This is a genomic window from Streptomyces huiliensis, assembly GCF_020037025.1.
GTDB lineage: Bacteria > Actinomycetota > Actinomycetes > Streptomycetales > Streptomycetaceae > Streptomyces > Streptomyces huiliensis.
Genome location: NZ_JAIQLH010000055.1, coordinates 32,483 through 50,935, shown reverse-complemented (window position 1 = coordinate 50,935; position 18,453 = coordinate 32,483). Strand labels below are relative to the sequence as shown.

Sequence of the window (18,453 nt, the reverse complement as noted above, 5' to 3'; positions counted from 1 at the left end):
CCACTCTCTTGGGGCACGCCGAAGGAGGTTTGCGCAGGTGGCGGCCGCGCGTCGGCGGTACGGGGGATTTCGGCGAGGCGTCCCGCGCCAGAATGGAACCATGCCTGCCCTGGAGACCACCGCCAAGATCCGGGCCCGGATGAGCAAGCAGCGCAGCCGGGACACGGAGATCGAGATCGCCCTCCGCAAAACCCTGCACGCCGCGGGCCTCCGCTACCGGGTGCACCGCAGGCCGCTCAAGGGCGTGCGCCGCGAGGCCGACATCGTCTTCGGGCCGGCGCGCGTCGCGGTCTTCGTCGACGGTTGTTACTGGCACGGGTGCCCGCAGCATGCGACATGGCCGAAGAACAACGCCTCGTTCTGGCGGGAGAAGATCGAGAAGAACCGTACGCGGGACCGCGACACCGACGCCCGTCTCGCCGAGGCGGGCTGGCTCTCGGTCCGGGTCTGGGAGCACGAGAGTGCGGCGGAGGCGGCGGAGCGGGTCGCCGCCCTGGTTCGGGAGCGACGTCCCGTGTAGGTTGTGCGGGCCGCGACGCCAGTGTCGCGGCCGTCGATGAGACCGATCACCGCAGGCTAAACTTCCGCCACATGGCCAGCTCGGACGCAAAATCCTCGTTCCTCGCAAAACCGCACATTTTGGACCTTTTCGCCGGTCCGGGTGGTCTTGATGTGGCTGCGCGCATGCTCGAGGTGCCCTCGCTCGGAATCGAGTGGGACAAGGACGCTTGTGAGACGCGTTACAAGGCGGGGCTCGATACCTGGCACGGTGATGTCAGTGCAGTGCGCCGGCACCGGTTCGAGGAACTGCCCAAGGAACTGAACGTCCTGGCCGGCGGCCCGCCGTGCCAGACGTACTCGGTGGCCGGCAGCGGCGCGGGGCGCAAGGCTCTGGACAAAGTCGAAGAGCTTGTCCACGCGTTGGTGGAGGGTGCCGGGGAAGGCGAGATCGACGACCGGCTGAAGGAGTTGGGTGGTGATCCCAGAACTGCTCTGGTGCTCGAACCCCTTCGGTACGCGATCAAGGCTCTCCGTTCTCCGAATCGGGAGCGGCGACCGTTCGACGTGATCGTCTTGGAGCAGGTGCCTGCGGTCAAGGCGCTTTGGGACGTCTACAAGGACGCCCTGGAAAGCGGCTTGCCTGACGGCGCCGGGGGCAAGGCGCGCTATCGGGTGGCCGAGGTCAAGACGCTGCATACCGAGGCGTACGGCGTCCCTCAGACCCGTCGTCGTGCGATTCTGATCGCGAGGCTCGCCGTACACGGCACTCCTTCGCTTCCCGCCCCCACACATCACACCTACAAGCCGCTCAATCCGACGCAAGGCGGGCCGGACGACCAGCTCTTGCCTGCGGAGGGCGCCGATGGGGCGCTTGATTCCTGGGTCTCGATGGGGAAGATCTTCGAAGCGACAGGGCATTGGCCCCTTGACTCGGGCGGGCCGTTCGAGGTCAGGTCGAATTACGGCAGCGGCGGTGATCCGAAGAAGCGGGGCGTTCGCACGGACCGGCAGCCCTCCTTCACTGTCACGGGCAAAGTCTCTCGCAATGTCGTTCTGCCCCGGAACGGCAACGAGAAGGACAGACGCAACCTGAAAATCAAGGAAGCCGGCATCCTTCAGACCTTCCCGCCCGATTACCCGTGGTCCGGAGGCGACCAGTCGCAGCAAGTGGGCAATGCGGTGCCCCCCCTTTTCGGCATGCACGTGCTCGCGGCCGCACTGGCGCTGCCGCTGCCGCCGGAGGAGAAGCTGCGGGAGAAATGGTCCGGGCTCGAGGTCGGCTCGGCGAAATACGAGGCCCTCCGCAAGGAGGGGTGTGGTGTCCCGGACGGCTGTGGCCCCGACTGCCCGGAGCCCGAGGCTCAGTCCGTCTCCTCGACAGCCTCCAAGCCCAAATCCAAGTCCCGCCCGCGCACCGGCGCATCCGCGAAGAGGTCCGAGAAGTAGTCCACCAGCGCGCTCACGGAGAGCTCGGGCGTCGGCTCCTCGTCGGGGCCGGCCGGGAGCTCCTGCCGTGAGACCTGACGCGCGTGCTCGGCCTCGGCGATCCAGTCGAGGAGCGGGCGGGACTCGCGCTCGACGTCGGGGGCGATCACGTCGTACATCAGGGTCGCCGCCGATGCGTTGACGGCTCCCATGAGGGCGTTGACCTCGCGGCCGGTGGTGATCACGCCCTTCGCGACCAGCCGGACGATCGCTTGAGCGGTGGGTCGGTGGTTGATCACCGACATGCGCAGGGCGGTGTTCATGATGTCCTGGTTGGCGCAGGCCGTGACGACGGGGGAGTAGTCCGAGCCATCGCGGAAGAGCTCGGCCGCCCACCACAGGCGGGCGAAGGCCTGCTTGTGGTACTGCCCGCGGAACCGGTCGGCCGCCACTTTGGCGTCCGACAGGTGCCGCCAGACCACGTAGTCCGGGGCCACCCCGAGAGCCAGGTAGTTCCAGAAACCGGGGTCGGCGGCCTCTCGGCGGGTGAGTCGGAGCGCGGCGTGCAGGCGTGGGGCGAGCCAGGCGTCGGCCTGGGTGGCCTTGAGCCCGCCGGCCCGGCAGTAGGCCATGGCGTCCTCGACCAGGTCGCGGACGGGCCGCAGTTCGCCGCGCCGGTCGGTGTACGGCAGCGGCTCGGTGACCCGATTGAGTTTGAGGCTCGGTGTGTCCTCGCGACCGGCGAGCAGCCCTTCGGTGAGGAATTCCGCCGCCTCGGCGTTGGGAAGCAGCCCGAGGTGCTCCGGGAGGTAACTGGGCCGGTCGGTCATGCGTCGTCCCCCTGCGTGAGGCGTTCCAGGTCGCGGATGGTCGTGGAGAGCGTCCGGGGGACGCCCGCGCGCTTCGAGGCGGCGAAGTGGATCCGGGGTTGGAGTTCTCCCCAGCCCGTGGCGGAGGTTCCGGTGCGCGCCGCGTGGATCTCGCGAAGGGCGTCCTCGGGATCGCGATCGGGGTGGATGTCAGGGAGCATCGCGCGGAGCACCTCGCCCTGCCACCCGTGCGGGAACAGGGGCGTGCCGTCCTCCTCGATCTCCAGGTCGCCGACGGCGGAGTGGAAGACGGCGGTCCAGACCTCGGAGCACATCTGGGTGAGGAGGAGTTCCCGGACCGTCTTCTCCGCGCCGTTGCCGCCTTCACCGCCCATCAGGCCCTCGAGCCCGTCGAAGTCGGTGTTGACGCGTACGGCGGGGATTCTGCCGGTGGTGTCGACCACCCAGGGGGAGTCCTTGAAGCGCCGCAGCCGGCTCGCGCCGGACTCGAAGCCGACCAACTTGACGTCGAGTTCACGGGCGAGGGAGGGCGCGGTCTCGATGACGTCGACGAACCACTCCGCGTCGGTGGTGGCGATCACTCGGCCGCGCACGCCGCCCACGGTGGCGACGACATGGACGGCCAAGGTGGCGCGGTCGAGGAGGTCGCATCGATGGAGGTACAGCTCGCCGGTCAGTTCGCGGCCGTCGGTGGCGATCGGAGACAGCTCCACGGCCGTCCGGGTATTGGTGGCCCGTTCGGTGAGCACCGCGACGACCTTGACGTCCTGCCAGGGGCTGCCGCCGTCCACCGCCTTGGCCGGCAGGTTCGCCGAGAGGCGGAGCCGCGCCTGTGTCCAGTCGGGGCGGTCGTCGTTCGGTCCGAGGGCCACGACTCGCTCGACGGTGGAGACGTACTTGCTCTCCACGTCCTCCCAGGGCTCGCCCTCGGTCTTGAGTTGCGCGCTGTCGACGCGCCAGGAGACGTTGCCGGTGAGCCGTCGGTAGGGGTAGACCTTCACGCCTGCTCTCCCTTCCCACTGCGCAGTTCGACGACGAGTCCGGTGAGTTGGGCCCGGACGGGGTGGCGCGACACGTCGGTGACACCGCGGAAGGCGGCCTTGCGGCTGCCGGGAGTCAGGCGCAGCGCCCCGTCGACGACCGCGCAGCCGCTGATGGCGACGAGTTCCTTCCAGGGCGCGGCGGGACGGGGCCCGGAGCGCACGTCGAACTTGGCGACCGGTGTGATCGGACGATCCGTGTCGACGTTCGACGCGACGCGCAGGTCGACGGTGACCGACCAGGCCCCCGTCTCGTCGATCAGTGCGTCGACGTTGTCCAGTTCGGGCATCGCGGTGCCGGAGGGGCGGGCCTTCTTCGTGGTGCCGCCCACCTTGAGACGGCTCGCGATCTTCGCCTCCCCGCCGTTGCGGCGTTTGGCCCGGGGAACGGCGACGAGGTCGCGTACCGCCTGGTTGGCGAGGGTGGTCAGGGTGGCGATGCGGCGGTGGGCGGCCGGCGAGTAGGCGAGCCGGAGTTCCTCGGTCTGGCCCCACTTGTTGTGCTCGGGAGGCTCGGAGGCGCGGAGGAACTCCTCGGCGGCCTCGGCGCCGGGGGCGTCGGGGCCTGCGGCGCGACCGACGAGCAGGACGGCCTGGAACGGATTGGTGCCGATCGGGATGTTGGGGACACTGCTGTTCTTGACGGTCATGCGATTGCCCCGCATCGAGACCAGCCGGTTGGGGCGACCCTCGACATCGTCCTCGGCGTTGGTGACCAGGACCACGGCCTCGTGGGGCACGCCGCTGCGCACCTCGCCGCCCCGCAGGGGCACGCTCAGGCGCACGGTCGCGCGCGCGACCTGGCCCCGAGCGGTGAGGCGATCGACAGTGTCACCCTCCAGGAAGGCGCGCAAGGCGCGGGTACGGGACGGCTGGGTGTCGGCCGGATCCACGATCTCCTCGGGGATCAGGATTGCGCCGTTGCGGTACGTGCGAACGGACGCCTTCAGGTGCGCCTCGTGGCCGCCGCCTTCGGTCATCGCGGCCCAGAAGTTGCGGCCGAGTGCGTCCTTGAGTCGGGCGTGCATCCGCTGGACGGAGTCGTCGTCTTCGACACTGTCCTCGTCGCCGGTGACGGGCGCCAGGCTGGCGACGTCGTGGGCGCCGACGATGAGGAAGGACGTGCCGGGTTCACCGCTCTCGCGGGTGAGGTGGAGCCGCTCGACGGTCTCCTCGTCCGCCCACCAGGAACGAGCCACGTCGCTGGACTTCGCGTTCGGGTCGGGACGGCCGAACCAGGCCGGGCCCGCGAACTCCCTGCCGTCGACCTCGCGCCAGGGGAGGTCGAGGCGGCCGATCAGACGACGTTCGGTGCGCCCTTCGTGGGGCTCGGAGAGGGTGGAGTTGATCAGCACGAGGCCGAGGCGACTGGTGGCCCAGAGCGTGGCCTTCCCGAGGCCGTAGGATCCGCCCGCGCCGGAGTCCTTCTTCTGACTGTCGAGCTGTCGGCGTACAACCGCGGCGAAGAGCCCGTCGCCGTAGTCGTCGCCGGTGAGGCCCGTGGCGTTGTAGTCCTCGACGCGGAGCAGCACCAGGCGATCCCGCTGGTACATGTCCCGCAGTCCGGCCGCGATCGTGCGCGAGACCTTGTCCTGTCGGCCGCCGTCGGCGGTGAGCGCGTCGTAGTGCGGGAGCAGCCGTTCCCAGTCGACGGCCTCGCGGAAGCGGGCGAGAGCCTCGCCGGTGAGTTCGTGCAGGGTGTATCGGACCCGCACGGGTCGGCTGGGGTCGAGGCGCGCGTCCAGGCTGTTCTGGGTCGCCTCTCGGGCGAGCACCGAGACGTCGGCCTCGAAGGCGAACGCGGCGGCGTTGCCGTACTCGCGCCCGCCGTCGTCGTGGGCCGGCCGGTGGTACCACGAGACGGGCAGCCCGAGTTGGGCGTCGGCGCTGCGGGTATGGATGGTCTCCAGGTCGGTGTGGAGCAGCTCCGCGATACGCCGGATCGTCTCGTCCCGGGGCACGGAACGGCCGACGATCCAGGCGGAGACGGCGGCTCGGGTCATGCCCAGTTCCACGGCCAGGTCGGTCTGGCTCTTCCCGGCGTTCCTGAGCTGGCGTGCCAGCCAGGGGCCGAAGTCCTCAGCCGCCTCCACGTCCCACCTGCTTCCGATCGATGCCCTTGGGTGAGAGCCACCGTACCGCACCGCTGTTGACGGGCCGGAGATCACGTCAAACGGGCTTTGACAGGTGAGGGCCTCGTTGGGGGAGCCCTTCGTGGTGGTGAAAAGCGGAGCTTGCAATTCCGCCCCATTTCGCGACGAAATGCGCCGTAAATCCGCCGGGCTGTCGTCGATTTCGACCGGGAGCCTGCCCCTTGCCTTTCGGAAGCGTTTCGTGATTGGGTTTCATCTCAGTCGCCCCACCGGCAAGTTGGGTCAACTGCCTTCCCAGGCACAGTTGTGCCTTCTTTCGACCGGATCGCCCGCGCGAACCGGATTCCCCCACCGCACCGCATCGCACCATTTCCTTGTGTTCCTCGTGAACTCCCGCGAAAGCGAAAGCGCAGGTACCCCAGTGCCCTCGAAGAAGACCCCGCTTGACGAGATGCGCGCCATCGTCCGCTCGTACGACGAACTGGCCGACGACCCCGCGGCTCAGGCGGCATACCTCGGTCTCATGGGCGGGCTCGATCACGGCATGGTCGCCTCCTATCGGGACGTCCTGCTCGGCCACACGGCCCCGAAGCACCGCCGCCGTCCGAAGCGGAACCCGACAGGCCGTCAGCGCGTCGCCACGGTCACGATCACTCTGCACATCGTCCGCTGACGGAATGGACCGTCAGATGCCCTTGTCCGCCCTTCATCCGGAAGTGGAACCCTCCGTGGCCGACCCGCAGTCCTCCGTGATCCGTACCGTCGTCGAGCAGTCCCTTCGCGTTCTGGAGACCTACCGCGTCGACCCGGGCCTGATCCCCGAGCACGCCAACGGCGAACGCCGTATCACCCAGGGCGGGTACGGCGACCGTCAGCTCTTCGAGCTGGTCCAGAACGCCGCCGACGAGATTCGTGACGACCCCGGCGGGCGGATCCACGTGGTGCTCACCGACACCCATCTGTACTGCGCCAACCAGGGGCAGGCGGTGACCCCCGAGGGCGCGGAAACCATCTTGCGGATGAGCATGTCGCGCAAGCGCGGCGGGCAGATCGGCCGGTTCGGTGTCGGCGTGAAGTCCGTCCTGGTGGTGACCGACACCCCCGAGTTCTTCAGCAGCAGCGGCAGTTTCGGCTTCGACCGGGCCTGGTCGTACGAGCTGATCCGGAACGTGCCCGGCGTACGCGAGCGGCACGGAGACGACTTCGAGGCGCCCGTGCTGCGCATGGCCCGCGAGTTGGACGAGAAGGCCGAACGCCTCGCGGACCCGGTGCTGGACGAGTTGCTGGGATGGGCCACCACCGTGGTTCGCCTGCCCCTTCTGCGTGGCGCCGCCGACCGGCTGGGCAAGGACATGCACGGACATCAGGGCGGGGCGGGCCACGAGGCCCGTGACGAGTTCCCGTCCGGCTTCCACCTGTTCTCCTCGCACGTGGGTCAGGTGGTCCTGGAGGATCGCCGGCCCCGCCCGATCGCCCGCCGGGTGCTCCGCGCCGAGCAGGACGGCACCCTGTGCACGATCCACGAAGAGCGGGTCGGCAGGCCGCCGGTCGCCTCCCAGTGGCAGGTCTTCACCCACAGTCACGAGCCGACCGAAGCCGCTCGACGCGACGCGGGCGAGCTGCACGGACGTCTGACCGTCGACCTCGCCTGGGCCGTGCCCGCCTACAAGCGAGAGGAGAGCGGCCTGCTCAGCCCCGTCGGCCCGCGCCGGCGCGGGCAGTTCTGGGCGTACTTCCCCAGCAAGTACGAGATGTCGCTCACCGGCATCCTCAACGGCGCCTGGAAGACCAACGAGGACCGACAGAACCTGCTCGACGCCTCCCCCTTCAACGCGGAGATGATCCAGGTCGCGGCCCGGCTGGTGGTGGACTCCCTGCCCGCGTTGGCGCCCGCGGAGGACCCCGCCGCGTACCTGCCCCTGCTGCCCGGTCGTGCCAGGGAGGCCATCAGTTGGGCCGACCGCCACTTGCTGGAGCAGATCTGGGAGACGGCGGCACAGCGTCCGTCGCTGCCCGACCAGGACGGCGTGCTGCGGGACCCCCGCGAACTGCGCGTCCACCCCGACCTGTCCAAGGACTTGACCGCGACCAACCGCTGGTTGCGGCAGTGGCACGCGTACTCCGGCCGTCCCAAGGACTGGTTGCACCCGTCCGTCGAAGCCACGACCCTGCGCTCCGGCAAGGTCGGGCACATCCTGGAACGGACCAAGCAGCAGCGGGCCGATGTCCGCGAGTGGCTGGAGGCGTTGGTCTCCGACGGCACCGCCAAGGCTTCCGAGACCGCGATCCGGATCGTCGCCGACATGATCGAGTCGGATGCCGACTGTGCCGCCGAGGCCCGCAAGGCCAGGATCGTGCTCACGGAGGAGCACGGCATGGTCGCCCCCGTGCCGGGCCGGGTCTTCCGACGCGCCGACGACGACGGCCTGCGGGAGTCGCTCGTCTACGTGGACCGGGCCCTCTCCGATGATCCGTCGCTGTCCGCGGCCCTCACCACGCTCGGCATTCGGGAGGCCGACGTCCGCGGCCGCTTCGTGAGCGTGCTCGACGAGGGCTTCGACTCCTACGGCCCGCGCGAGTGGACCCGGTTCTGGGACCTGTTCCACCAGGCGGGCGCCTCCGTCGTCGGCCACGAGCTGGTCAAGCGCGTGCCCGCGCCGATGGAAACGCTCATGGTGCGGACGGCGGACGGGCAGTTCCGCGTCCTGCGCGATTGCATGGTGCCCGGTGCCGTGGTCACCGCGCAGAGCGACCCCGGCGTCGCGGTGGACATGGAATTCCACTCCGACGACACCGGCTTCTTCCGGGAGGTCGGTTTGCGGGACCGCCCGACCGTCGGCCATCGGCCGGAGAGGGAACCCTGGTTCGAGGAGTACCGGGAGGCCATGCACACGGCGTACTGCCGCAAGCTCGACGACCGGGCGAGCCGGCCGACCCTCGCCCGGACGAAGATCGAGGGCGCGGCCGTCGGCGGTCCTCTCCACCTCCTTCCCCGACTCTCCGACGAGGCCCGTGCCGCGTTCCTGCGGCTGCTCCCCGAGGAAGGGCTGATCGAGAACTGGACGCTCCAGATCGGGGCGCAGGTCTCCACCCGTCAGTCCGCGCCGTCACCGATCCGCTGGATGCTTGCCCACCACGGCCGGGTGGCGACGTCACAGGGCGTAAAGCCGCTCAAGGAAGCCGTGGGCCCGCAGCTGTCGGAATACGGGGACGTGCTTCCGGTGGCCTCGATCAGCGCCGAGAAGGCTCGCAAGCTGAAGCTCGCGGACAGTGTCGAGAAGGTCCGTCCCCAGCAGTGGGAACAGCTTTTGGAGAAGCTCTTGGAGAGCGAGGACGACGCCTTCGTCGGTTCGACCTACGCCCTGCTGACCCGACTGGGGATCGACTTCCCCGAGGACTCCCTGACCCGCTGCCGGATCGGCGACGCCTGGGAGACCCGAGAGGACGGTGAGATCGCCGTCGCCGCGAGCGCGGAAGAGTACCGCTCGCTGCGAGCCGAGCGAGTGCCGGCGCTGCTGATGCCGGACCGGGAGTCCGCCGAGCTCATGGTCGAGACCTGGGGCATGCTGCGTCACAAGGACGTCGTCAGCCACGAGACCCGGCACGAGTCGACCGTGGACGCGGTTCCGCTGACCGAGGAGTTCCCGACCCTGCGGCAGCGGATGGGCTCGTCCGCCGGCACCTACACCCTGCTGAGGTGCTCTTCGTTGGAGGAAGTGGTCAAAACCCCGCACGGCGTACGGGCGAAGACCTTGGAGAGCGCCCGCCAGGGCAACGTGATCAAGGTTCTGGACTCGCTGGACCGGCTCGGCACGCTGCGGGCCGTGGACCGCGAGCTGGGCCTGCGACTGGGAGAGGCCGGTTGCCGCGCGGTACTGGAGGCACAGACCCGCCAGGAGCAGGACGAGAAGATCCGGTCCGCACTGAAGGCGATCCGTGAGGCCGAGGACGTGACGGCCAAGTTGGAGCTGCTGATCGGGGCGGAGGCCCTGTGCGAGCGGCTGCCCGCCGGCCTGATGGACGCCGAGCGGCAGGAGTCGGACGGGCAGGAGCCCTCCGGGCGCCGCATCGCCCAGATGGCGTTCAACGCCCACGGCGACACCATCCTCAAGACGCACAACCGCGACATCCAGGAGCGCTTCCCGAACGCCCCGTCGTCCTACACCGGCGGCTCCGCGGCGGTCTCCTTCGTCGCCGACCTCGGCCTGCCCGCACCCTTCGCCGGCTACCGGGCGCCGACCCTCGACCAGAGCCTGACGGTGGACGGTCCGCGGGACTTCCCGCGCCTGCACGACTACCAGGAACGCCTCGCCCTCAACATCTTCGAGATGCTGGACCGGCTGGCCCCGCAGCGCGCCATGCTGTCGCTGCCGACCGGCGCCGGCAAGACGCGCGTCACCGCCGAGGCCGTCATCCGCTGGGTGAAGCAGGCCGGCGAGCTCAGGGGGCCGATCCTGTGGATCGCCCAGACCGAGGAGCTGTGCGAACAGGCGGTACAGAGCTGGAAGTTCGTGTGGGAGAAGGCCGGTGCGCAGACCCGGCTGACGATCAACCGGCTGTGGACCTCGAACGAGGCCGCCCCGGTGGTCGACGGGCCGCAGCTCGTCGTGGCCACCGACGCCAAGCTCCAGGTGTGTCTCGACACCGACCGGTACGCCTGGCTGCGGGACGCCGCACTGGTCGTGGTGGACGAGGCGCACGTCGCGACCAGTCCCCGCTACACCAAGATCCTCGGTCTGCTCGGCCTGACCCAGCGCCAGACGGAACGCCACCTGCTCGGCCTCACCGCCACCCCCTTCCGCGGCCACAACGAGGAGGAGACCCGCCGCCTGGTCAACCGGTTCGGAGCGCGCCGGCTCGACGAGGGCGTCTTCCCCTACGACGACGCTTACGGGTACCTCCAGAAGGAGGGCGTGCTGGCGCAGGTCGAGCACCGGGAACTCGCCGGCGGCACCATCGAGTTGTCCCGCCAGGAGCGGGAGAGCGCCGAGCAGCTCAGTCTGCTGTCCAAGGCCGCCGAGCAGCGGCTCGCCGACGACCACGACCGCAGCCTGCGCATCGTCGAGGAGGTCGCGGCGATGCCCGCGGACTGGCCGGTGCTCGTGTTCGCCACCTCGGTCGAGCACGCCAAGTACCTGGCGGCCAGACTGAAGGATCGCGGCATCTCCGCGTCCTCGGTGGACGCCACCACCTCCGACAACGACCGGCGCGCCCGGATCCGGGAGTTCCGCGACGGTCGGGTGCGGGTGCTCACCAACTACGGCGTCCTCACCCAGGGCTTCGACGCCCCCGCCACCCGCGCGGTGGTGGTCGCCCGGCCCGTCTACAGCCCGAACGTGTACCAGCAGATGATCGGACGCGGCCTGCGTGGTCCCCGCAACGGTGGCAAGGACACCTGCCTGATCCTGAACGTCCGCGACACCATCCGGAACTTCGACACCGCCCTCGCCTTCACCCGATTCGAGCACCTGTGGGGCAAGAAGTGACCCTCGCCGTCGAGGACGCCCTCGTTCTCACCTCCGAGCAGCAGGCCGTCGTGGAACAGCCGTGGGACGCCCGCCTGTTGGTCACCGCCGGGGCCGGCGCCGGCAAGACGCACACGCTGGTGCGTCGCCTGGACGCGCTTGTCGGCCATGTCGATCCCGACGAGGCCCTGGAAGCGTCCGAGCTGCTCGTCCTCAGCTTCTCGCGAGCCGCCGTCCGTGAACTGCGGGACCGGATCGCCCTGCACGGTGAGCACGCCAGACGGGTTCGGGTGCAGACGTTCGACTCCTGGGCGTACTCCCTGCTGGTGCAGGCCCACCCGGAGGGGGAGTGGTCGGCACTCTCCTTCGACGAGCGCATCCGAGCCGCCTCCGAGGCGATCGAGAAGGGCGCGCTGGACTCGCTGGAGTCCGGCCCGCCCGCCCACGTGATCGTCGACGAGGTGCAGGACCTCGTGGGAGCGCGGCGGGACATGGTGGAGGCGCTGCTCGATCGACTCCAGGACTCCTGTGGGTTCACCCTGGTCGGCGACTCCGCCCAGGCGATCTACGACTTCCAGATCGAGGACCCGGAGGAGTACGCCGACCGCACCGACCTCTTCCTCCGGTGGGTGCGCGCCTCCTACGCCGACGACCTGGTGGAGCTGAAGCTGACCCGGAACTTCCGGGCCGTCACTCCGGAGGCGCGCACCGCGCTTCCGCTCGGCCCGGCCGTGCAGGGCATCGGCAGTGCCGCCGAGGGCCCGGACACGGCGGCGGAACGGCTCCACGGGGAGCTGCGCGAGCTGTTGCTCGACCTGCCCGACCTGGGAGCGCTCGACGACCCGTTCACCCTGGACACCCTGCGTTCCTTTCCCGGTACCTGCGCCGTCCTGACCCGCGACAACCGACAGGCCCTGCTCGTCTCGGAGCGGTTGCATCTGTACGGCGTACCGCATGTCCTGCGGCGCTCGCTCCAGGACCGGCCGGTGCCGTACTGGGTCGCCGGACTGCTCCGCCGGACCGAGGCCGCCACCCTCTCCGAGGAGCGGCTGCGCGAGCTGCTCGGCGGGATGCCGCTGCCCGAGGGCACCGACCGGGATCGGGTGTGGCGGGCGCTGAGGGCGGCGGCGCGTGGCACCGGCCGGGGCACACTCGACGTGGCACGGCTGCGCGGGTTGGTGGCGGAGCGCCGTTTTCCCGACGAGCTGGCCGACCCGGAACCGGCCCGACTGGTCGTGTCCACCGTGCACAGCGCCAAGGGCCTGGAGTTCGACAGGGTGGTGCTGCCCACCCCGCCGACCATCACCGAACTGCGCCGTCGCCGCGCCGACGACCTCGACGTGCCCGCCGAGGCACGCGCGCTCTACGTGGCGATGACCAGGGCCCGGGAGGACCTGTATCGCCTCGCGGCGCCGGACACGGTGACGCTGCGGAAGCACAGGCCGACCGGCCGCTGGTACCGGGGAGTCCCGAGCCTCAAGTGGCGTCGCGACGGCATCGAGGCACGGCCCGGCGACGTGAGCGCCCTGGAGCCGGCCGACGTCCTGAACGACGCCTTGGGTACGCAGACGTACCTGTCGGAGCGCGTACGGCCGGGGGACGCGGTGACCTTCCGGCTGCGCGACACCCTGTCCATGGGCCCCGAGGAGAGTCCCCGGTACGCACTGCTGCACGAGGGGCGGGAGATCGGCGATGCCTCCGAAGCCTTCAGGAGCGACCTGTACTCGCTCCTGAAGGTCGGCCCGAACTGGGAGATCCAGTGGCCCGAGGAGATCGTCGGGCTGCGGATCGACTGCCTGGAAGCGGTCGCGGGGAGCAGCGCCGCCGGAGCCAACGCGGGGCTGGGCGGCCACGGCGTGTGGATCGCCCCGCGCATCAGCGGAATCGGACGGTTCCGGCGTTCCGCCGGGGCCGAGGAGGAGCAGGAATGACCATCCACGCAGGGCGGCACGCCGCGCACTACACGGTCCGCGAGGACCTGGTGGCCCGGCTCCGCCGGGAGCTGCTGGGGCCGGACGCCGACGCCTCCGCCGAGGACCGCGCCGAAGTGCTGGACCAGGACGCTCCGATCACTCGCTACCCCGTGGGGGTGTTGTTCCCCCGTCCGGCGGACGCCGAGGCCGGGCGTCGTCAACAGGACGACGCCGAAGAGCACAACGGCTTGGACGTGGAACACGAGACCCGGAGGGACGGCCTCGACGACTCCGGGTCGACCGTCGAGCGACCCACGACCGGCGACCGGCGGCCGTCCTCCGTCGGTCTGACCTTCGCCGTCGATCTCTCCGAGTGCCGGGAGATCGTGGTCTCGGCGCGCGCGGCCGTGTATGAGCCGGAGGACGCCGAGGGCCGCAGGGTCTCGGCCCGCCGCAGTGAGGCCCGCACCACCTCCGACCAGCGAGAGCGCTGGTGTCGGGTGGAGCTGGACCTGCCGGACGTCACGGTCGACGTGACGCGGCCGGGACGTGGCTTCTCGCGCGACCTGGTCGACGGCACGGTCCGGTTGGAGGTGCACGTGCGCCGCCCGTCGTCGGAGACCGGCACCGTCACCGTCACGGTCGCTCTCGTCAACATCCAGAAGGTGGGCGAGCGGGAACTGCAGGACGCCTTCGCGCTGTTCCAGCCCGGCCTCGTGGTCCGCGCCGCCGACGGATCGACCGCCTTCGTGGAACGCCCCGCCCTCCAATCCACTGCCGACCCCGAGCGGGAGGCCGGGCGGTTGCTCCACCGGCACGCCCCGACCTTCGCCGTCGGCCACGGCTGTGCGGCGGTGTGGGACTGGGAACCGGCCCCGGTCGGCGTCGCCGAAGTGCGAAAGGCGGGCGTCACCGAGGTGCGTACCGAGTTCGTACCCACCCACGAGGTGCTGCTCACCGACTCCAACCCGGAGATCGACGACCGCGCCCTGACCATGCTGGGCCTCGCCGAGGCCCCCGATGCCGAGCTGCTCGTCGCCTTGGAGGGGCTGGCGGCGGATTACGCCCAGTGGATCAAGCGAAAGCGGGCCGAGGCGGCCGCCCTGGCGGGCAGCGTGTACGAGGAGGCCGCTTCCGCCCAGGTCGCGGCCTGCGACGAGGTTTTGGACCGGATTCGTCAGGGCATCGCCCTGCTGCGTGACAAGCCCGACCTGATGCGAGCGTTCCGGCTCGCCAACCAGGCGATGGCGATGCAGCGGGCCCGCAGCGCCTGGATCAAGTCCGGTCGGCTGGGCGAACCGGACCTCGCCGCCGCGCGTTGGCGACCGTTCCAGATCGCCTTCGTCCTCCTGTGCCTGGCCGGGGTGGACGACCCCGAGCACCCCGACCGGGGCGTGTCGGACCTGCTGTGGTTCCCCACCGGTGGTGGCAAGACCGAGGCGTACCTGGGCCTGATCGCGCTGACCACCTTCCTGCGCCGTATGCGGCTCGGGACGGCGGGCGGCGGTGTCACCGTCCTGATGCGGTACACGCTGCGCCTGCTCACCCTCCAGCAGTTCGAGCGTGCCGCGATCCTGATCTGCGCCATGGAACGGATGCGCCGCGCGAACCCCGCCGAACTGGGCCACGAGGAGATCTCCCTGGGCATGTGGGTGGGACAGTCCGCCACGCCGAACTCCCTGGAGGCCGCCGGGCGGCAGCTCGATGCCGCTCGTTCCGGGCGGGTGCTCCAGAAGGAGAACCCGGTCCAGTTGCATGCCTGCCCGTGGTGCGGGACCGTCCTCGACGCCCACCACTACTCCGTCGACCGGGAGGCCGTTCGGATGGACGTGCGCTGCCCCGGCACGGGCTGCGCGTTCTCCGGCGGTCTGCCCGTGCACCTCGTCGACGAGACCGTGTACCGGGCCCGGCCCACCCTGGTGATCGCCACCGTCGACAAGTTCGCCTCGATGCCGTGGCGCCCGCAGACCGCCGCCCTGTTCAACCGGGACCGGCAGGACGCCACTCCGCCCCCGGAACTGATCGTGCAGGACGAGCTGCACCTGATCTCGGGCCCTCTGGGTACCCTCACCGGTCTGTACGAGACGGCCGTCGACGTGCTCGCCGACCGTCCCAAGGTGATCGCCTCGACCGCGACCATCCGCCGCGCCGGCGAGCAGGGCAAGGCCCTGTTCCGCCGCGAGGTGCGCCAGTTCCCGCCCGCCGGCCTCGACTCCCGTGACTCGTGGTTCGCCGTGGAGACCCCCGCCGAGGAGAAGGCGTCCCGCCGCTACGTGGGACTCTTCGCCCCCGGCACCAGCCAGTCCACCCTGTTGATCCGCACTTACGCCACCCTGCTGCATCAGGCGATGCGGACCGACACCACCCCGGAGGTCCGCGACGCGTACTGGACGTTGGTCGGCTACTTCAACAGCCTGCGCCTGCTGTCCGCCGCCGAACTCCAGGTCCACGACGACGTCGTGGCGCACCTGGAACACCTGGCGGACCGCGACGGCTGCGCTCCCCGCGCCGTCGGCAACAACTCCGAGCTGACCAGCCGGGTCGACGCCAGCGACATCCCCGCCCGTCTCAAGCAGATCGAGCGCCGGCTGCCCGGCACCGACGTGGTGGACGTGCTCCTGGCCACGAACATGATCGCCGTCGGTGTGGACGTGGACCGGCTCGGCCTGATGGCCGTCATGGGACAGCCCCAGACCACCGCGGAGTACATCCAGGCCACCAGCCGAGTGGGCCGTGCCCACCCCGGCCTGGTGGCCGTGATGCTCAACGCGGGCCGCTCCCGGGACCGTTCCCACTACGAGAACTTCCAGCACTTCCACTCCGCCCTCTACCGCGAGGTCGAGTCCACCTCGGTGACCCCCTTCTCCGCCCGCGCCCGCGACCGCGGTCTGCACGCGGTGATCGTCGCCCTGGCGCGCATCCTGATCCCGGCCGCCCGCGCCGACGAGGCGGCGGGCGACATCGATCTGTTCGTCGACGAGCTCCGGGAGCGCGTCCGTCCGGTGATTCTCGAGCGGGTCGAGGCCGTGGCTCCCGAGGAGGCCGGCAACGTGGCCGCGGCCTTCGACGAGTTCGTCGACTGGTGGTACGACGAGGCCGAGCGGCACGGCGGCCTCCACTACGAGCCGAAGCGCGGACGCCGCATCCCCTCGCTGCTCAAGTCCTACAACGACGCCCTGGAGGACGTCGAGGCGTGGGAGACCCTGTGGTCGCTCCGCGACGTCGACGCCGAGTCCGCCCTGTTCATGGAGGCATCCCGATGACCCCGCCCCCCGCCCGCCGCCGACGGGGCGCCGACGGCTCCACCGCACCGGCCCGCAACCTGCCCCGCCGCGGCGCCGTCCGCCGTGCCCAGGCCGTCACCACCTACGGTGTGGGTTCCCTGATCGCCGTGGAGCAGGAGTCGTTCATCGTCGCCGGCATCGACGACGCCGAGACGCAGTGGCCTCGTGACGAGGCTCCCGTGATCCACGAGCCGCGCCTCGCCCGCGTCCTGGGCGTACGGCGGTTCCGGCTCCCCCCGGCCTCCACCGACGACAGCCGTGACGGCGTCCGGGTGCGCCGCTTCCCGTTGTGGCATCACTGCCCCGAGTGTCACGCGCTGGACCACGTGCGAAGGTTCAACTCACCACCCGGACGCAACGAGTGCGCCGAGTGTTCGGAGCCCTTGGTGCCCTCCCGCTTCGTGATGGCGTGCGAGGACGGGCACATCACCGACTTCCCGTACTGGAAGTGGCTGCACCGCGGACGACGCGGCGACGGCGAGGCCGGCTTCTGTGGGGGCCGGATGAGCCTGCGGTCCTCCGGCCGCACATCATCGCTCCGTTCGGTGGTGCTCTCGTGCTCCTGCGGAGTGCCGGAGGTGTCCATGGAGGGCTCCTTCCGGCGCGGTGCCCTCAAGGACCTGAACATCCGCTGCGAGGGCAAACGCCCCTGGTTGCGGAACGCCCCCGACGTCCCCTGCTCCGAACCGCCCCGGACCCTGCAGCGCGGTTCCTCCTCGGTGTGGCAGCCGGTGCTCCGCTCGGCGTTGTCGATCCCGCCGTGGAGCGACACCCGCGTCCAGTCCCTGGCAGGCCACTGGGAAGAGCTCCGCGCCTGCTCCACCCCCGCCGAGATCGAGATCCATCTGAAGTACATCTTCGACGGCACCCCGCCGGTGAGCGCCGGGCAGGTCATGGACATGCTGTCCGCGATGGAGGCGGAGGACCCCACCGGAGAGGACGACGGTTCCGACATCGATCGGGAACGGCGTTACCGGGCCCTGCGCGACCTGGAGTACGAGCGTCTGTGCGCGGGCAATCCGGAGGACTCCGGTCGTCACACCGAGCAGTTCGTGTGCGAGCCCCCGACCGGTGACGCGACGCCGTTGTCGGGTTCGGGCTTGGCCCGCCCGATGCTGGTGAAGAAGCTCCGAGAGGTGCGTGCCCTCAAGGGCTTCACGCGGATCATCGACCCCGAGACCTCGTCGGAAGGTCATGAGGCGGAGCTTTCCCTTGCTCCCACCGACTGGCTGCCCGCCATGGAGGTGCACGGCGAAGGGGTCTTCCTCCGGCTCGACGAGGACAGGATCGACACCTGGGCCGAGCGGCCGGCCGTCGCCGCCCGCGTGGAACACATGCGCCGCAGGCACCAGCGGCTCCTCACCGAGCGGGCATCCGACCCCGGTCGGGTCCCGCTCTCTCCCGCCACCCCGCGCATGGTTCTGTTGCACACCTTCGCACACGTGATGATCAACGAGTGGAGTCTGGACTCCGGTTACCCGGCCGCCTCGCTCCGGGAGCGGATCTACTCCGGCGACGAGATGGCGGGGGTACTGATCTACACGGCCACCAGCGACTCGGCGGGCAGCCTCGGCGGTCTGGTGGCACAGGGCGAGATCGACCGCCTCGTACCCGCCGTGCGCTCGGCCGTCCACCGCGCCGAGTGGTGCTCCGCCGACCCGCTCTGCGTCGAGACCGGGACCTCCGGCGTGGGCGGCACCAACATGGCCGCCTGCCATGCCTGCGTGATGCTGCCGGAGACCGGCTGCGAGCACAACAACGGCCTGCTCGACCGGGCCCTCCTCGTCGGCACCCCGGAGGACCCGTCGATCGGCTTCTTCTCCCACCTGCTCTCTCCGTGAGTACCGGGCGGTGACGGCGAGGAGAGGAGGACGAGCGGCTCTCCCCTCCTCGCCGCCCCGC

General features: G+C 70.4%; 10 protein-coding genes. 7 read left to right on the top strand and 3 right to left on the bottom strand.

Annotated features, from left to right (window positions below; translation table 11 throughout):
* The first annotated feature begins 100 nt into the window (after positions 1-100).
* Both JNW98_RS11670 and JNW98_RS11665 read left to right on the top strand, forming a co-directional pair.
* Positions 101-520: a very short patch repair endonuclease gene (locus JNW98_RS11670; RefSeq protein WP_223768109.1), complete on the top strand. Its 420-nt coding sequence runs from the start codon at positions 101-103 to the stop codon at positions 518-520.
* A gap of 71 nt (positions 521-591) precedes the next feature.
* Entirely contained in the window at positions 592-1,947 is a 1,356-nt protein-coding gene (locus JNW98_RS11665; protein ID WP_223768108.1) for a DNA cytosine methyltransferase, read from the top strand.
* On the opposite strand, the gene JNW98_RS11660 is transcribed toward JNW98_RS11665, so the two are convergent.
* Genes JNW98_RS11660 through JNW98_RS11650 form a run of 3 tightly spaced genes read right to left on the bottom strand, consistent with a single transcriptional unit; the run spans position 1,863 to position 5,889 of the window.
* On the bottom strand, positions 1,863-2,756 hold the full coding sequence (locus tag JNW98_RS11660) for a DUF6339 family protein (protein WP_223768084.1): 894 nt from the start codon (positions 2,754-2,756) through the stop codon (positions 1,863-1,865). The two genes, JNW98_RS11665 and JNW98_RS11660, sit on opposite strands and share 85 nt — an antisense overlap.
* Positions 2,753-3,757 (bottom strand): hypothetical protein, encoded by a 1,005-nt coding sequence (locus tag JNW98_RS11655; RefSeq protein WP_223768083.1) that lies wholly within the window; start codon positions 3,755-3,757, stop codon positions 2,753-2,755. Before JNW98_RS11655 ends, JNW98_RS11660 begins: the two co-directional genes overlap by 4 nt.
* Positions 3,754-5,889 carry a helix-turn-helix domain-containing protein gene (locus JNW98_RS11650; protein ID WP_223768082.1) on the bottom strand — a complete coding sequence of 712 codons (2,136 nt, stop codon included), beginning with the start codon at positions 5,887-5,889 and terminating at the stop codon, positions 3,754-3,756. Before JNW98_RS11650 ends, JNW98_RS11655 begins: the two co-directional genes overlap by 4 nt.
* 121 nt (positions 5,890-6,010) lie before the next feature.
* Here JNW98_RS11650 and JNW98_RS11645 point away from each other — a divergent pair, with 121 nt between their 5' ends.
* From JNW98_RS11645 to drmB, 5 genes are read left to right on the top strand one after another with little or no spacing between them, the layout of a single operon-like run.
* Positions 6,011-6,562, top strand: coding sequence for a hypothetical protein (locus JNW98_RS11645; RefSeq protein WP_223768081.1), 552 nt, complete (start codon positions 6,011-6,013; stop codon positions 6,560-6,562).
* A gap of 55 nt (positions 6,563-6,617) precedes the next feature.
* Positions 6,618-11,375 carry a DEAD/DEAH box helicase gene (locus JNW98_RS11640; RefSeq protein ID WP_223768080.1) on the top strand — a complete coding sequence of 1,586 codons (4,758 nt, stop codon included), beginning with the start codon at positions 6,618-6,620 and terminating at the stop codon, positions 11,373-11,375.
* On the top strand, positions 11,372-13,285 hold the full coding sequence (locus tag JNW98_RS11635; protein ID WP_223768079.1) for a UvrD-helicase domain-containing protein: 1,914 nt from the start codon (positions 11,372-11,374) through the stop codon (positions 13,283-13,285). Before JNW98_RS11640 ends, JNW98_RS11635 begins: the two co-directional genes overlap by 4 nt.
* Complete coding sequence (locus JNW98_RS11630; RefSeq protein ID WP_223768078.1) at positions 13,282-16,530, top strand: helicase-related protein; 3,249 nt, start codon at positions 13,282-13,284, stop codon at positions 16,528-16,530. The genes JNW98_RS11635 and JNW98_RS11630 overlap by 4 nt, the downstream gene beginning before the upstream one ends.
* The gene (gene drmB, locus JNW98_RS11625) at positions 16,527-18,392 is read left to right on the top strand and encodes an MrfA Zn-binding domain-containing protein (protein ID WP_223768077.1); all 1,866 of its coding nucleotides are present in this window, start codon (positions 16,527-16,529) and stop codon (positions 18,390-18,392) included. The genes JNW98_RS11630 and drmB overlap by 4 nt, the downstream gene beginning before the upstream one ends.
* The last annotated feature ends 61 nt before the right edge of the window (positions 18,393-18,453 follow it).